The organism is Shewanella kaireitica (assembly GCF_023284045.1).
Taxonomy (GTDB): domain Bacteria; phylum Pseudomonadota; class Gammaproteobacteria; order Enterobacterales; family Shewanellaceae; genus Shewanella; species Shewanella kaireitica.
In genome coordinates, this window is record NZ_JAKIKQ010000002.1 from 155,442 (window position 1) to 171,250 (window position 15,809).

13 protein-coding genes are annotated in these 15,809 nt (G+C 44.6%); 3 read left to right on the plus strand and 10 right to left on the minus strand.

The window, feature by feature from the left end:
- Positions 1-46 precede the first annotated feature (46 nt).
- The 3 genes from L2730_RS03290 (at position 47) to L2730_RS03300 (ending at position 2,404) form a co-directional block, all read left to right on the plus strand.
- Positions 47-1,474 carry a coniferyl aldehyde dehydrogenase gene (locus tag L2730_RS03290; protein WP_248973291.1) on the plus strand — a complete coding sequence of 476 codons (1,428 nt, stop codon included), beginning with the start codon at positions 47-49 and terminating at the stop codon, positions 1,472-1,474.
- Positions 1,475-1,495: 21 nt separating this feature from the next.
- Positions 1,496-2,068, plus strand: a complete 573-nt coding sequence (locus tag L2730_RS03295) for a TetR/AcrR family transcriptional regulator (protein WP_248973292.1) — start codon at positions 1,496-1,498, stop codon at positions 2,066-2,068.
- A 123-nt stretch (positions 2,069-2,191) separates the two neighbouring features.
- The gene (locus tag L2730_RS03300) at positions 2,192-2,404 is read left to right on the plus strand and encodes a DUF1272 domain-containing protein (protein ID WP_248973587.1); all 213 of its coding nucleotides are present in this window, start codon (positions 2,192-2,194) and stop codon (positions 2,402-2,404) included.
- Positions 2,405-2,828: 424 nt separating this feature from the next.
- On the opposite strand, the gene L2730_RS03305 is transcribed toward L2730_RS03300, so the two are convergent.
- The 10 genes from L2730_RS03305 to L2730_RS03350 form a co-directional block, all read right to left on the minus strand.
- Positions 2,829-3,059, minus strand: a complete 231-nt coding sequence (locus tag L2730_RS03305) for a hypothetical protein (RefSeq protein WP_346347808.1) — start codon at positions 3,057-3,059, stop codon at positions 2,829-2,831.
- A 71-nt stretch (positions 3,060-3,130) separates the two neighbouring features.
- The gene (locus L2730_RS03310) at positions 3,131-4,540 is read right to left on the minus strand and encodes an efflux transporter outer membrane subunit (protein ID WP_248973589.1); all 1,410 of its coding nucleotides are present in this window, start codon (positions 4,538-4,540) and stop codon (positions 3,131-3,133) included.
- An 82-nt stretch (positions 4,541-4,622) separates the two neighbouring features.
- Complete coding sequence (locus L2730_RS03315) at positions 4,623-7,757, minus strand: efflux RND transporter permease subunit (RefSeq protein ID WP_248973293.1); 3,135 nt, start codon at positions 7,755-7,757, stop codon at positions 4,623-4,625.
- Complete coding sequence (locus tag L2730_RS03320) at positions 7,757-8,983, minus strand: efflux RND transporter periplasmic adaptor subunit (protein WP_248973294.1); 1,227 nt, start codon at positions 8,981-8,983, stop codon at positions 7,757-7,759. The genes L2730_RS03315 and L2730_RS03320 overlap by 1 nt, the downstream gene beginning before the upstream one ends.
- A gap of 248 nt (positions 8,984-9,231) precedes the next feature.
- Positions 9,232-10,632, minus strand: a complete 1,401-nt coding sequence (locus tag L2730_RS03325) for a sensor histidine kinase (RefSeq protein WP_248973295.1) — start codon at positions 10,630-10,632, stop codon at positions 9,232-9,234.
- Positions 10,616-12,028: a sigma-54-dependent transcriptional regulator gene (locus L2730_RS03330; RefSeq protein WP_248973296.1), complete on the minus strand. Its 1,413-nt coding sequence runs from the start codon at positions 12,026-12,028 to the stop codon at positions 10,616-10,618. The genes L2730_RS03325 and L2730_RS03330 overlap by 17 nt, the downstream gene beginning before the upstream one ends.
- 159 nt (positions 12,029-12,187) lie before the next feature.
- The gene (locus L2730_RS03335) at positions 12,188-13,399 is read right to left on the minus strand and encodes an ABC transporter permease (protein WP_248973297.1); all 1,212 of its coding nucleotides are present in this window, start codon (positions 13,397-13,399) and stop codon (positions 12,188-12,190) included.
- 16 nt (positions 13,400-13,415) lie between these two features.
- Positions 13,416-14,717, minus strand: coding sequence for an ABC transporter permease (locus tag L2730_RS03340; protein WP_248973298.1), 1,302 nt, complete (start codon positions 14,715-14,717; stop codon positions 13,416-13,418).
- An 18-nt stretch (positions 14,718-14,735) separates the two neighbouring features.
- On the minus strand, positions 14,736-15,497 hold the full coding sequence (locus L2730_RS03345; RefSeq protein ID WP_248973299.1) for an ABC transporter ATP-binding protein: 762 nt from the start codon (positions 15,495-15,497) through the stop codon (positions 14,736-14,738).
- Between the two features lie 55 nt (positions 15,498-15,552).
- Positions 15,553-15,798, minus strand: coding sequence for a hypothetical protein (locus L2730_RS03350; protein ID WP_248973300.1), 246 nt, complete (start codon positions 15,796-15,798; stop codon positions 15,553-15,555).
- Between the last annotated feature and the right edge of the window lie 11 nt (positions 15,799-15,809).

A 15,809-nucleotide genomic window follows, 5' to 3' on the forward strand; every position in this document is an offset into this window, starting at 1 on the left:
GACTAATCAGTCGGTTATTTAAAAAGCACTCTCTGGAGCGATGAAAATGAACATGCCAATTCAACAACAAGCAACACAGCCTTTATCAGATATTCTAGTCGCGCAGCGTACTCAGTATCTCGCTCAGCCTGCTCCATCCTATGAGGCTAGAATTGAGCACCTAAAGAGCCTTAAAAAATCGATATTAGCCCATCAAGAGCAACTGGTTCAGGCGTTAAACCGAGATTATGGTAACCGCTCAATTGATGACAGTAATATCTCTGACATCATGCCGTGTATCAACAACATCAATTACAGTCTCAAACACTTGAAAAAGTGGATGAAACCAAGTCGCCGGCATGCAGGCCTATTGCTCGCTCCGGCAAGCATTAAAGTGCAATACCAACCGCTTGGCGTTGTCGGCATTATTGTGCCTTGGAACTTCCCTATCATGCTATCGGTAGGCCCTCTGATCACCGCATTAGCTGCCGGTAACCGAGCAATGATAAAGCTGTCAGAATTTACCCCGGAGACCAACAAAGTCCTGATTGCCATGCTTGCAAGCATCTATGATCAAAACCATGTTGCCTGCGTTGAAGGCGAAGCGGATGTTGCTGCAGAATTCTCATCGCTACCGTTTGACCATATGCTGTTCACCGGCTCCACTACCGTTGGTCGTCACGTTATGCGCAGTGCAGCGCAAAACCTTACCCCAGTGACCTTAGAGCTTGGTGGTAAATCACCGGTTATCGTCGCCGATGATATTGATATGAATATTGCAGTTGAGCGCATGATCTACGGTAAGTGTCTTAACTCAGGTCAAATATGTGTCGCACCCGATTACGTGCTAGTGCCTAAAGAAAAGCTTAATGATTTTGTGCAAGCCTACAAAACAAAATTTACCAAGATGTATGGCCAAGTCAGTGACAACAAAGACTATGGCAGTATCATCAACCAACGTCAGTTTGACCGTGTGATGCAAGTTCTCGATGATGCTAAAGCAAAGGGCGCAACTGTAGTGAGTGCCAATGACGAAGCGATTAATACTGAAAAACGTAAAGTCCCCACCCAAGTTATTACTGGCGCCACCGACGATATGCTATTGCTGCAAGATGAGATATTTGGTCCATTACTGCCCGTTATCCCTTACGACGACTTAGATGAAGCCATCGATTACGTTAATCAACGCCCGCGTCCATTAGCACTCTACTTAATGAGCTTTGATAAGACGACTCAGCAGAAAGTCATGAACCACACTCACTCTGGCGGCGTTTGTATTAATGAAACCGTATTTCATGTTGCCGCGGATGACGCACCGTTTGGTGGTATCGGTCCATCAGGAATGGGACACTACCACGGTAAAGAGGGCTTCTTGACCTTCAGTCATGCTAAAACGATTCTCAAGCGTGGCAAGTTCTTTAATACTGGAAAACTAGTCCACCCTCCTTATGGCGGCGCGTTGCAACAATTGCTGACAAAGTTTTTCCTGCGCTAAAGCATTAGGATAATCTCACTGATGAGTAAAATAGATAAAAAACAAGCCATACTAGACACTGCGCTGACACTCTTTGTCAGCCAGGGCTTTTATGCCACATCAACGGCCTCTATCGCCAAAACTGCAGGAGTGGCAACAGGGACGCTATTTCATCATTTCGCTTCAAAAAATGAATTGATGAACTATCTCTTTCTCAATATAAAGCAAGAGCTTGCAACTGAAATACAATCGAAACCGAGCAACAGGGGAGATCTGCAGTTAGACGCTGAATACCTGTGGAATGTTGCTATCGATTGGGCGATTGCCAACCCGTTAAAGCAGGAGTTCTTTCAGCAATATTCAATGTCACCTTCAATTGCAGCAGAAGTCAGGCAGCAAGCAATGACAGGAATATTGAGCTTTATGGGCGAACTGATCACCCTTGGTCAAAAAACAGGCGTTCTCGCAAATTATCCGCTATCATTGATGCTAGAAGGTTGCCACGGTCAGTATTTGGCCGCGACAAGGTACTTCTTAGACCACCCAGATAAGTGGCAAGATGAAACACACAAGCAGGCAAGCTTTTCGATGTTTTGGAACGCAATGAAAGCCTAATTGTGGCTATAACAGTAACAAGCTCATGGAAGAGAAAAACCTTGTTACCAGTGTTTTAATTTTAGATGTAGAAGTAGAAGTAGAAGTAGCTTAGTTATTCAAGGGAGTGAATTTATGTTAAGAATGAAAACAGAGTGCGAGTGCTGCAAGACCAAGCTAGCGAGAAAAGAGGTCGCTTATATCTGCTCTTTCGAGTGCACCTATTGCAAAAGCTGCAGTGAAAAAATGCATTTCACCTGTAACAACTGCCAAGGTGCGTTAGTACTTAGGCCACCTAGGTTAATTGAGCCATTTAAGATCCCAGCAGCGGAGCTCAAAAATACCCTTTTCAGTTAGCTAAGTAATTTTTAACTGTAAAATAATGAAAGGTCAGCAAATGCTGGCCTTTATTGTGTTTAAGAGGATTTTATCAGCATGGGAGTTATCGGCTAAAGCATATTTACTTGCGACTTTTACTGAGGTTCTAGAGTCATCTTCTTTAGCCTTCTTACCAATTCAAATATCCCCCAACTTCCCAATCCAAGTAGGCTAATCTGTATTGAGTTAATAGCACTGAAACTAAAATCCTCTGAGTACGCAGCCAAACCGATAAGGTAGCCTGCCTGAAAAATCCCCACAGTGGCAAAAGTGATGTAAATTACCAATAAAAAGGGCTTCGATAATCGAGAACGATAAAACATAAAGGCTCCTGTCTAAATCCTGTTTAGCTTGAAAGTTACTCGCAAGAGAGGGCAATAGGCGCAATAAAGCAAACAAATATTTAGCCTTCAAAAGACTTAGCAAGCTTGACTCGCCACATGCTATATCCAAATAGAATCCCTGCTATAGGAAAAATGATCAATGAGGATATAAGCCCATCAAAAAACGACATGTCTCCCATAATCATCTGAATTAACTGCACGATCACTGCGGTGGAAACTCCCCAACCGAGCACGCCAACCAGCAACACAAATCGAACCATATCGTATTTTCCTGCACTCAAACTCATCATTCCTCCTTGAAGATTGTTCACTAAAAAGAACGACTAACTAAAAATAGCACTTTTAAAATCTTGCAGTATAGTTACTCTTTCTCAAGTTCAGTTTGCATCTCTTCACTGGTTAACACCCCACCGCCTAATGCACGGTACAGAGTAATCATTGACAGCAGTCGGTCACGTTTTACCAGGCTTAACGTCAGCTCAGCACTGAACAAATTCCGCTGGGCATCCATCAAATCTAATGAACTAGACACGCCATTGCGGTAGCGCAGCATGGCTAAGCGCGTATATTCTGTTGATGCTTCAACCAACTCTTGCTGTGCTTCAATGGCTAATTCTGAACGCCTAAAACTATTCATTGCATCGTTAACTTCAAAATAGGCCGCAAGCACAGTACTCCTGTATTTGAGCATCGCCTGTTTTGCTTCCTCTTGCGCAATATCATATTGCGCCGAAATCTTACCAGAGTTGAATATTGGCGCAGTTATACCACCGAGTAGTGACCACGTTACCCCTTCACTATCAAAAATATCACTCAGATTTGAAGACTCTGAACCATAGCTACCACTGATGGTGAATTTTGGGAAAAAAGCGGTCTTAGCGACTCCAACATTGGCGTTGGCAGTAATAAGAGCTTGCTCTGCGGTTTTAACATCAGGACGTTGCGATAGCATTTGCGAAGGTATGCCAACTGCAAATGAGTCAGGGAACAGTGGGCCTTCAGCTTTTAACTGCGCTTCTGTTTTAGGCGTTAGTGGGTACTTAAACTCCCCTAATAGGATCCGTAATTGATTGGCCTTCTCACTGCGCTCATAATCGAGATCGGGCAATGTGACTTTGGCACTTTGATACTCCACTTCAGCTTGTCTGACTTGCAAGCCAGATATCACGCCATTTTGCTTACGCAACCTGGCAAGATCTCGCTCCTTTTTACGCAGTGCAGCGGTATTAAGTGAAATTTGGTAACGCTGCTCAATATCAAGCCATTCATAGTAACGACCAGCCACATCACTAATGAGACTGATAGTGGCTAGATTCAGTGCCTCTTGAGATGAGATAAAATTAGCCAATTCAGCTTCACTGCGGCGACGATTCGCCCCCCAAAGATCCAGCTCCCATGAAACCGTACCAGCAATATAAAAAGTATCTTCTTCTACAGGATCGGTACTGGTTAATGCACTATCAAGTGCCCGCTCACCACTGGCGTTTAGTCCAACCACTGGATATAACTCAGCATCAGTGACTGTGACTCCAGCCCTAGCAGCCAATAATCTTGAACGAACGCCCTCCAAATCAAGGTTTTGATCAAGGGCATGTTCAATTAGACGCTGTAACTCTGGGTCGAGGTAAAACTCACGCCAGTGTTTAAGCCCGACATTCTGCCCGTCTGCTTGCTGTAACTCATCAAGATATTGTTGCGGTATATCCAGCTCAGGCCTTTGATAGTCTGGCCCCATAGCGCAAGCAGAAAGCAATAACATGCTTGATGCCATGCTAAATTTGAGCTTAAGGTTTTTTAAGTAAGACCTATGTGAGCCTGAGTTGATAACCTTTTTCTGCCGAGAATGTACTGGTTTAGGCATGAGTAGACACCTCCGCGGTAGCAGATTTACCGCTAATCTTACTGCGAACCCAGCCAGCCGTCGTCACGAAAAATAGCGGCACCAACACTATGCCAATGGTGGTTGCGAAGATCATCCCGCATAAAATTGGAATGGAGATACTTTGCCGACTTACGGCGCCAGGGCCTACCGACAGCACTAATGGCAATACGCCCAAAATGAATGCCAAAGAGGTCATTAAAATGGGTCTAAAGCGCATATTGGCAGCTTCCAGCGCAGAGTCCAAACGGCTCTTACCCTCTTGATGTAACTGGTTGGCAAACTCAACAATCAAAATTGAGTTCTTAGCCGCCATACCGATAAGTGCGATAAAGGCAACTTGGAAAAAGAGATTACTTTCCATACCACTGATAAGCGTGCCCAATGAGGCACCTAACATCGCAATCGGTGCAATCAGCAGTACTGCGATGGGTAAAGTCCAACTCTCATAGAGCGCAGCCAAAAATAGAAATACAAACAGCATAGCCAGTGTCACTGCTATCGCGGTTTGGTTAGCAGATTGCACCTCTTGATAGGTGATCCCCGTCCACTCGTAACTAAATTCATCAGGGAGCATAGGTTTAGCAACTCGCTCGATTGCTTTAATCACATCACCTGAAGCGTAACCTTTTGCTGGCGATGCATTAATCGACGCACTAGTGAACATATTATAATGAGTCACTGCAGCGGGCCCGACGGAGTAGTCATACTTAGCTAACACACCAATAGGCACCATGGCTCCCGATGCAGAGCGAACGTGGTAGTCCTCAATCTGATCAGGGTATTGCCGGAACTGCTCATCAGCTTGTACTTTTACTCGGTAGACCCGACCGAAGAGATTAAAATCATTCACCGTCGATGAATCAGTAAAGGTTTTGATCGTGCCATAGATATCAGACACCTTAACTCCAATTGCCATCGCTTTAGCTTCATCAACGCTCAAATGCAGTTGTGGGATTGCGGTCTGTAAAGACAGTCCAGCGGTAGCGATCTCAGGTTGTAGCTTCAGTGTCTCCACCAGATCATCAGCCGTTTCCATCAAGCCCTTAAAGTTACTGCCTGATGTATCTTGCAGTTCCATTTCCACCCCAGAGCCATTACCCAAACCTGGCACTGCTGAAGGTAAGTAGATTTTAAACTCAGCCTCTAGTACATCATGTAGCTCATGCCTAATATCATCCATCACATTTTGTACTGTAGCGTCACTGTCTGCACGCATAGACCAAGGTTTAAGAATAACCTCAAATTGTCCGTTAGCTTGGTTAGAGCCTGAACGTCTATTTTCGCCAGCGAGTGTAAAGGAATATTCAATGGCAGGGTGAGCCAACACTATCGCCTCGGCTTTTTTGAGTACATCTTGCGAGCGATTCACTGTTGCGCCATTTGGCAATGACATATCGATAAAGAACCGGCCCTGATCTTCATCAGGCATAAAGCTCGACGGTAAAGAGCTCATTATCAGATACACGCCGCCCACCATCAGTGCAAACATCAAGTAACTGCGCTTAGCATGCTTATTGGTTAACACTACCAAACCAACATACTTGGCTGTAGCAGTATCTAAATGATCATTCATCCATTTAAAGAACCCGGAGGTCGCTTTGTCGCCTGGCTTAAGCAATAAGGCGCACAATGCCGGAGAAAGAGTCAGAGCGACAACGGTAGAGATGAGCACTGCAACAGTAATAGCCACAGCAAATTCTCGGTACATGATACCGGTGATGCCAGATAAGAAAGAGACAGGTACAAATACCGCCGCAAGCACTAAACTGGTTGCAATAAGGGCGCCAGAAAGCTCTTTCATCGCCACTTTAGTTGCCTCAGCAGGGCTTAAGCCCTTTTCGTGCATTAACCTTTCAACATTTTCTACCACCACAATCGCATCATCAACAACGATACCAATGGCTAACACCAATGCTAATAAACTGACGGTGTTAATGGTAAAGCCAAAAGCAAGCATTGCTGCAAGCGTACCGATTAATGAAACGGGTACAGCAATGGCTGGAATTAAGGTGGCACGAAGGTTTTGCAGAAACAAAAACACCACTAAGATAACCAGTATCAACGCTTCTATGAGCGTTTTCACGACCTCTTCAATGGAGTTTTCGATAAACACAGAGGCATCAAAAAAGACTTCCCAATTCATTCCTTGGGGGAATTTTTGTGACAGCTTTGCCATCTCTGCTTTAACTTTTTTGGTTACTTCTAGCGCGTTGGCACCAGGCAATAAGTACACTTGCAAAATAGTGGCATTATTGCCATTAAGCTGAGATTGCAAAGTGTACGCTGATGAACCCAGCTCAATATTGGCAATATCACGCAGTCGTATGATTGAACCATCGGAGTTGGCTCGCACAATAATTTCATTAAATTGCGGCACACTACTCATCCGCCCTGCAGCCGTGATAGGCAGTGTCATGCTTAGTGTATCTGCATTAGGCTGCGAACCAATACTGCCAGCGGGAGACTCCTTATTTTGAGCCTTAATAGCATCAATAACATCTGTCGTTGTTAATCCATAACCCGTCATCGTGTCGGGGTTAAGCCACACTCGCATGGAATAACTGCGCGAGCCGGTATTGCGGACACGGCCAACCCCAGGAATACGCTTTAACGCCGATTCAATATTGATGGTGGCATAGTTACTTAAGTAAATTTCATCATAGCGCTCATCTTCAGAAGTGAGTGCCAACTTTAGTAGCTCAACCGAGGCCTCTTTAGAAACTGACACTCCTTCGGTTTGCACATCAATAGGTAAACTGCCCGTTGCCTGTTGGGTAGAGTTTTGAGCATCTACCGCAGCAAGATCAGGATTCGTCCCAACATCAAAAGTAATGGTGATATTGGAGCTACCTGAGTTAGTGCTTTTTGAGCTCATGTAGATCATATTTGGCAGTCCATTAAGCTCCTGCTCTAATGGTGTAGCGACTGATTCAGCTGCAGTTGTTGATGTAGCCCCAGGGTAAGATGCAGATATTTTTACCTGCGGCGGGGTGATATAGGGGTATTGATCAATGGGCAATTGAAACATGGCGATCAGCCCTAACAGAACAATGACTATCGAGATGACACTGGCAAAAACCGGACGATTAACAAAATACTGTGCCATTAGTTGTCCTCCTGTTCCTGCTCAAGCTCTTGCTGTTTCAATGCTTGCTCTTTTTGTTTCAGATCCTCTTTTTGATAGTACTGCTCTGCAGTTAATGGCTCAGCAAGCTGCCCATGGCGCACACGATGCATACCTTCAACAATCACTTGCTCGCCAGCTTTTAATCCGCTTTGAACCACCACGCCCATCTCAATTTGGTGTTTAACCACAATAAAGCGACGCTCAACTTTATTGTTAGGCAGTACCACCATTACATAAACCCCACCCTGCTCGACTTGAGTGGCTTTGTTAGGGATCACTATCGCATCATCAACTTCACTGAGTTTAATCCTTACATTGGTATATTGACCAGGAAGTAGCTCTTTATCTGGGTTAGGGAGTTCCGCCCTTACCTGAAAGGTTCCCGTTTCAGGATTTACCGATGGATCAGTAAAGCCAACATCACCCAAATATCGATATTCACTATTATCGGGTAAAGTGATGGTAACGAAGCCTTCTACCGCTTTGCCCTCTGATTCTGCAGCTTGCTGCTCTTTATAACTGGTCATACGGCGACGAGCATTAAGGTAGTCCAGCGCCGACATGTTGAAAGTGACGTAGATCGGGTCAACTTGCTTAACTCGGGTTAATAGTGATTGACCACTGCTGCCCACAAGCGCGCCGATATCCACTTCAGAGCGACTCACTAAGCCACTAATTGGTGACTTAATCTCGGTATAACTAAGTTCAAGCTCTGCCTCTTCAAGCTGTGCTTTGCTGGCTGCGACACTCGATTTAGCTTGGGAAAGAATAGACAGCGCATTATCGAAATCTAACTGACTGGCCGCATCCTGCTCATACAATGGCTTTAAACGCTCGACATCTCGCTGTGCTTTTTCAAGTGCCGATTGCTGGGACTCAACATTAGCGCTTAAGCGATTAACCACCGCTACATAGGGACGGTTATCGATACGATACAACAGCGCACCCGCTTTAACGGCGCTACCTTCAATAAAGCTCTTGTTTTCAACAAAACCGTCTACCCGGGCTCTCACCTCAACATCCAATGAGGCTTTAGTGACGCCAACATAGTTGCCATACAAGGGCACAGTTGCAGTAGCGACCTTTTCAACAACGACCAATTTAGGAGTGATTTTAACTGGCTCTTTTTCGCAAGCAGTAATAAGTGCCACAGATGAAAACAACAGTGCGAATTTAAATGCGGTGCAGTTAAGGTAGTTTGGCATAGGTTCATCCCGGAATCTGTTGCTCGCGCTTAGATGCTTGCAAACTCAATGAAATGTAACTGAATTTGAAACAGTTATTTTTTTTATATGTGGCTTCAGTGTAGGTTCTATGAGTAGGCAACAGCAATAGCTAAGGCGATTTTAATAGCTTTAGCAGGTAAAAAGTATATTCGCTATGGGTGCAGCATTAATCCACTAATGCTAGAAAACAGCGCTAATCATAAACACTAATATAGAAACAGCATCGATTACTTAGGTAACCAAAGTCTCACACATAGCCCTCGTTCATCGCGGTTTTGCAAACTGATGTGTCCGTCATGCGCCTCTATAATCTCACGGCATAAAGGCAAACCAAGTCCTGTTCCAGACTGTTTGGTAGAGTAAAAGGGCAGCAATGCTTGCCTAAGGACTTCAGCGGGCATACCTGAACCTTTATCGTTAACTTCAATGTAAACGCCTTCAGTACCATCCGACAAACTGGAATCAACAATCGACAAGCTAATGCTGTCAGCTGCAGCGCCTGATTCATGGGCATTTTTTAACAGGTTCAGTAACACCTGCTCCATCTGGATCAAGTCGAACTCTATCGTGGAACTTGGCAACTCATTTTCAAGGAAGAATCTGTAGTGTTGCTGCAGTTGTTCAGTTAATTTATGCCAATCGACCTGACTCTTTTTGGGCACGGGTAGCTTGGCGAAGCGTGCGTAATCAAAGATAAACTGACTTAAGTGACTGGTTCTATCTTCGATAGTATCAAAAATAAGCTTTAACTTAGGATCATCAAGATCTTTGGTGAGCATTCGCCCTGAGTTCACCATCGATGCGATTGGCGCCACTGAATTGTTCAGCTCGTGGCTAATAATGCGGATCACCTTCTTCCACACCGCCACTTCTTGACGGTTGAGCTCCCGTGTCATCTGCTTAAGTAAAATAAGGTGATGGAACTGACCATTTAACAGGAATTGCCCCCGGGAAAGGTGCCATGTTTCAGGCTCTCCATCGCCGTTTGAATCACAGTCCTTGGCACTTAACGAGAACAAACCATCTTTAGGGTTTGCAAGTGCAGCGCTTAACTCATCAGCAACCTGTGCAATAAGTTCGTTTAGCTCAATACCTTCAATTCTAAGCCCTTGGTTAAACAGGTGCCTTGCAGCATCGTTGGCGTAAATAACCCGTTGCTCATCATCTAGCAGCAACATCACATTGGGTGAACTTTGAATGACTTTATCCAGCAGCAGCTCACGTTGATAAATATATTGGCGCTCTTTCCTCAATGCTTCAGCTGACTCATTAAACAGTACGGCTAACGCTTGTAACTGTTTATCTCCTCCTACAGGTAAGCTAACGCTAAAGTCATTATCTTTAAAATTCAACAAGCCAACTTCAAGTGCCATTAAACTTGTGGCTAAATGGCGAGTAAATAAGTAACTCACTGCAATAGCAATACAGATAGATAGACCAAAAATAATTAGCAACAGCAAACTAAATTGTTTAACAATCGTTTGTGATACTGCCGGTTCTGCAAACCATAATAATAAACTCAGCGATAGCATAACCCCAACCGCCGTTGCCAACCCACTACCAATAACCAACTTAGTACGTAGAGAAATACCACTTATGCGGCTACTTGGTTTATTTTTCAATGCCATATTTTTCCATGCGTCGATAGAGTGCTTGTCTGCTTAAGCCCAGTGATTTTGCTACTCGTGCAATCACCCCTTTATGGTTATCTAACGCTGCTTGAATATTGGCTTTCTCATCAATCGATGAGTTAGCATCTTGATAGCTTGCCTCTACCGGTGTGGGTTGGAACTTGCTTATCGCTTGCGCGGAACTAGTCTGAACATCCGTTTGTAGACTCGCTGTAACGTCTAAGTCAATCAGGCCAAAATCATCAGCAATCAAGTTATGACTCTGGGCTAGAATCACCGCACGTTTACAGGCGTTTTCAAGCTCGCGTACATTACCTGGCCAGTGATGCGCCTCTAGTGATTGCTGTGTATGTTTACTCAATGAGAATTCGGTACCGACAAAGTGGTTCACCAGCGGGATAACATCATCTTTTCGCTCACTAAGCGCAGGCAGCGCCAGTTCAATCACATTGAGCCGATAAAACAGATCTTCTCGAAAGCGGCTTGCTTGAATTTCATGAATCAAATCAGCGTTAGTTGCACTAATTACCCTAACATTTACCTTACGAGTTTGATGGCTACCAAGACGCTCAAATTCACCCGTTTGCAATACCCGCAGTAACTTAACTTGACCAGATAGTGGCAGGTTGCCAATTTCATCTAAAAATAGCGTGCCGCCATCTGCGGCCTCAAAGCGGCCAATACGGGTCTTGGCCGCGCCTGTGAAGGCTCCCGCCTCGGCGCCAAATAATTCAGCCTCTAATAACTCCATCGGCAAGGCGCCAATATTGACCTTAATAAATGGCTTATGTTTTAGATTGGAGTTAGCGTGAATGATATCAGCCAACTTATCTTTGCCTGCACCATTGGGGCCGGTAACCAGCACCGATACGTCACTGCGGGCTATCTGCAGTGCTAAATCAACACAACGCTGCATGGCACCGCTGTTAAATACAATGCCACAAAGATCAGCATCTTTTATCGCAGCCATTCGCTGGTTATCGACTCGTGCAAGTTTTGCGTTGGCCTTGGTTAAGGTATGAATTGAGATCAAATTACCTATGCTGGTAAGTAGCTTGGCATCATCCCAAGGCTTGCCCATATAATCGGCAGCGCCCTCTTTAACTAGCTCAACAGCCACCTCTAGTTGAGTCCAAGCCGTTAGCAAAACAATCGGGAGCTGAGGTTGCTGCGCTCTTAAGGCATAGAACAGCGATACGCCCTCCTCACCCGAAGTCGTATCTTGGGTGAAATTCATATCTTGTACAACAAGTGCAATATCATGCAGTTGCACTAACTCCACTGCCACTTCTGGTGACAAGCAAGTCAGTGTTTGATAGCCATGCAACTCCAGCATCAGCGATAGAGCACTGCACACTGCTTGGTTATCATCAACGATGAGAATTGTTTCCATAGTCTCTTTTTTATAATCTGTTTATAAGGCTTGCCTAAAACTAACGCAAAGCGAAACAGAGATAAAGCGATTAACTTTTTAATCAATAGTTTATCGTGTTCCACTAGGCTATATAGAACGGCTTACAATTCGCTTGCAAGCCGCTTTTACTGTTAATTACTATACACTTCTGGTTGCAATTGCCGGTGAGATTTTAGCCGCTTTACGAGCCGGTAAAATCACCGCGACGGTCGTGAGCACTAGAAGACCGGCAACCGTAATAATGGGATAGATAAGCTCAAGTTTTGGCAAACTATAAAGCGTCATCAACTGTTGGCCAAGCTGCACAGCAATAAGGCCACCTAAACCACCGCCAATTAGACATAACAGGTAGTTTTCAACTAAGAAGAAACTCACAATATCGCGCTTTTTAGCCCCTAATGCTCGACGGGTGCCTATCTGTTTAGTGCGGCGCTCAATATTAAACATCACCATTCCAGCAAGACCAAGCGAAGTAATAAGTAGCAACAATACCACCATCAGCGACAGCACTGACGCCATCAGTTCATGGTTACGATAAATGCTGGTACGATGCTCACTGATGGTAGTAAAACCTCGAACTACACGGTTAGGGTTTTCTTTGTGCAGTGCGGCAGGAATAGCCTCTTTAAGACCCACTATCGCGTTTTCATCGGCTCGAACTAAAAGGCGGTTAAAAGATGAAGTTAGCTTTACATTGAGAATAATGCTGAGCTCTAAATTATCATTATCAACCCAGGCGCTTTGCAGCTTTTCAACGACACCAATAATTGTCATCGGTTGTTGACCAATATTGCCTCGATACATCACCCTACCCAATGCTGATTCATCACCAAAAGTATCTTTAGCAAATTGCGCTGACACAATGGCTAGGCTTGCGAGTTCAGGTCCGCCTGCATTAATCTCGTCAGGGTAAAAATTACGCCCTTCGATTAAATTCAGCCCTAGAGTTGGGATAAACTGTTCATCACTATAATAAATTGCTGCGTTTGGAGCACTCTTGCTATCCTCCTCACTGCTGCCATAAGAAAAATTAGATGACCAACCACCGCCACTCAGCGGCGTCATACTGGTTAGCGTCGCGCCCTTTACACCATCGAGTTGTCGAATGATGTCGAGATCTTGCAACGGTTGCGTCTCCGCTTCGATATTTTCATCAAAGTTATAGATAGTAAAATCAAAAACTTCAGCTTCAACAATGCCCGATTCTCGGCTCATCATGCCAATGCGTTCACTAATGATGAAACTGGCGTTTGCCACAATAGCCACTGATAAAATAATTTGAATTAACAGCAATAAAGGGCCACTTTTATTACGCATCAACATGCTGATTATAGGTTTAACTTGAAACATGATTAATTCCTTTTCCCTACTGGCTCTTCAGGTAAATACTTGGATTTGTGCTGCAAATCCGCCATGCAGGATAAATCCCGGCGATAATGGCCGCTGAAACAGCAATGATTGGCGCAATAAACCACATGCTTGAGTCAAGCTGTGAAAGTGAACCTTCAAGGTCGAAACGGCTCGAGAGTAAAGATAATGCTCCCCATGCCCACAATAAACCTAACGCGCCACCACAAAAGCCAATTAAGCCAACCTCAACCAAATGCTGAGAAAATATTTGCAGACGACTCGCGCCAATGGCTCGCCTGACACCGACCTCAGGTGCACGTTTGAGAAACTTGGCCAGCAACAGCCCTAACATATTCACTAGACAGACAATAAGGAACAAAACACTCAGTCCAACCAAGACTTTGTTGTCCTCTGGCACCACTTTGTTGTAAGCCAGCCAAGTCGCTACATCGGATACTTCTCCCTTTGCATCTGGACGCTTAAATCGTCCAAGTGCTTTTTGCTGCTCAACATATCGAACTAACCACTCTTTATACTCTTGCTGCATGGCAGGATTAGTGAGCTCGGCCCAGTAGTGAACCCAGTGCATTTCAGAGTTGAGGCGATCTTGATAAGTCCTAATGTCTTCATGGCGCCAACTATTGTTATTGCCCCAGCTTTCAAACTCTTCAATTGGCGCTAATGAGAAAGGAACGTAAATCTGCTCTGAATCATTAAAAGCACCGTTATTTACATCGTAATATTTGGGGCTAGGATGCCAAGTTTTTGTGATCCCGACCACTTGATAAGGTTTGCGGTTAAGCAGCAGGGTCTTACCGACATTATTACCGCCACCAAAGGCTTTGTTATTAATATCTTCATTGATAACGACCTTGTAGCCGCCCTCTTTATCAACTTGTTTACTCCAAGGCCCACCGTAAAGAAAAGGTACCTTAAACAAACCAAAGAAATCCCCACCAGTGACACGTACGCCTTCCAAAATAGGGGAAAAATTCACATCGTCGGTTTGCACCGCAAGACCAGTGCGAAACATAGCCGCTTGTCGCACAGGCACCTCACTATCGAGTAAGTTAAACGCATCTTGATAGGTGATCTGCTTACTCAGATTTTCCCATGTATCAGGATCTTGACTCATCAACTGCACAGCAAATAGCGATGATGAGCGTTCACCAGCAGGATTTACTGAAGCCATTTTATAGATATTAAGGGTGGTAATGGTGATCCCAATTCCAATGGAGATTGCCAGTACCATCAACAGCGACAGAAATGGCGTTTTCTTAATGCTGCGCCATGCAAGATCTAAGTAGTAAAAAAACATAGTTATTTTCTCCTACTGTTATGCAACTGATGAAGCAACAGTAACAACTTCTGCCGCCGCTACGTCTGCTACCGATTGCCCTTGTGCCACGCTACCTTGCTCGCCTTGGTACATGGTGAAATCACAGACTTGACCGTCGACAATTTGAATATTACGCTGCGCTCGACGGGCAAGCTCTGCATCGTGAGTCACCATGATAATGGTGGTACCAGCCTTATTTATGTCTTCCAACAACTCCATCACTTGGCGCGCCATCAAGCTGTCCAAGTTACCAGTTGGCTCATCCGCCAATAAGAAACGTGGTTCACCTGCCAGCGCTCTAGCAATGGCCACGCGCTGCTGCTGTCCACCTGAAAGTTGTGTCGGAAGATGCTTCATTCTTGCGGCTAAACCAACCTGCTCTAACGCTCGCTCAACACGTATTTTGCGCTCTTTGGCATTAAAACCACGATAACGCAAAGGCACTTCAACATTCTCAGCTAGATTAAGATCAGGGATTAAGTTAAATCCCTGAAAGATGAAACCAATTTTCTCGTTACGAATTGCAGCGCTCTTATTGTCACTCAAGTTTGAGATGTTGACACCATCAAGGAAAAAGTCCCCATGAGTAAAGCCTTCAAGTAAGCCTGCAATATTCAAAAAAGTGGTTTTTCCCGAACCCGATGGTCCGGTAACCGCGACAAATTCGCCCTCCTCGACATCCAAGTTGAAATCACGTAAAGCGTGCGTTTCGACTAAGTCCGTTTTAAATACCTTGTTGATGTTCTTCATTGATAACATGGCGACTATTCCTTTAATTAAATGGGGTGACTTAAACTCTGTAGTGAACCAGAGGTTACTTAAGCAATTGTTCAGCTAGACGATTTATTATTGTCAGCACTATTTGTTGGATATTGTCACTCATATCAAGTGCAACATCTGAAATACTAGGTAAGCTCAATGTCGCGTCATTGGTCAGTTCAATTAAATCAAGACCGATAAACATCCACTCTCCTGCGCTATCTGTTGAAACTTGGACAGCGACCACTAACATAAACAACGCTAGCGCTGTTACTAGCTGTGGGCTTTTGAATTTATTCATTTGACTCTCCG

Bases quoted from the DNA above. Each gene is read 5' to 3' on its own strand.
- L2730_RS03290 (WP_248973291.1), top strand. From the start codon at position 47: ATGAACATGCCAATTCAACAACAAGCAACACAGCCTTTATCAGATATT.
- L2730_RS03295 (WP_248973292.1), top strand. From the start codon at position 1,496: ATGAGTAAAATAGATAAAAAACAAGCCATACTAGACACTGCGCTGACA.
- L2730_RS03300 (WP_248973587.1), top strand. From the start codon at position 2,192: ATGAAAACAGAGTGCGAGTGCTGCAAGACCAAGCTAGCGAGAAAAGAG.
- L2730_RS03305 (WP_346347808.1), bottom strand. From the start codon at position 3,059: ATGATGAGTTTGAGTGCAGGAAAATACGATATGGTTCGATTTGTGTTG.
- L2730_RS03310 (WP_248973589.1), bottom strand. From the start codon at position 4,540: ATGGCATCAAGCATGTTATTGCTTTCTGCTTGCGCTATGGGGCCAGAC.
- L2730_RS03315 (WP_248973293.1), bottom strand. From the start codon at position 7,757: ATGGCACAGTATTTTGTTAATCGTCCGGTTTTTGCCAGTGTCATCTCG.
- L2730_RS03320 (WP_248973294.1), bottom strand. From the start codon at position 8,983: ATGCCAAACTACCTTAACTGCACCGCATTTAAATTCGCACTGTTGTTT.
- L2730_RS03325 (WP_248973295.1), bottom strand. From the start codon at position 10,632: ATGGCATTGAAAAATAAACCAAGTAGCCGCATAAGTGGTATTTCTCTA.
- L2730_RS03330 (WP_248973296.1), bottom strand. From the start codon at position 12,028: ATGGAAACAATTCTCATCGTTGATGATAACCAAGCAGTGTGCAGTGCT.
- L2730_RS03335 (WP_248973297.1), bottom strand. From the start codon at position 13,399: ATGTTTCAAGTTAAACCTATAATCAGCATGTTGATGCGTAATAAAAGT.
- L2730_RS03340 (WP_248973298.1), bottom strand. From the start codon at position 14,717: ATGTTTTTTTACTACTTAGATCTTGCATGGCGCAGCATTAAGAAAACG.
- L2730_RS03345 (WP_248973299.1), bottom strand. From the start codon at position 15,497: ATGTTATCAATGAAGAACATCAACAAGGTATTTAAAACGGACTTAGTC.
- L2730_RS03350 (WP_248973300.1), bottom strand. From the start codon at position 15,798: ATGAATAAATTCAAAAGCCCACAGCTAGTAACAGCGCTAGCGTTGTTT.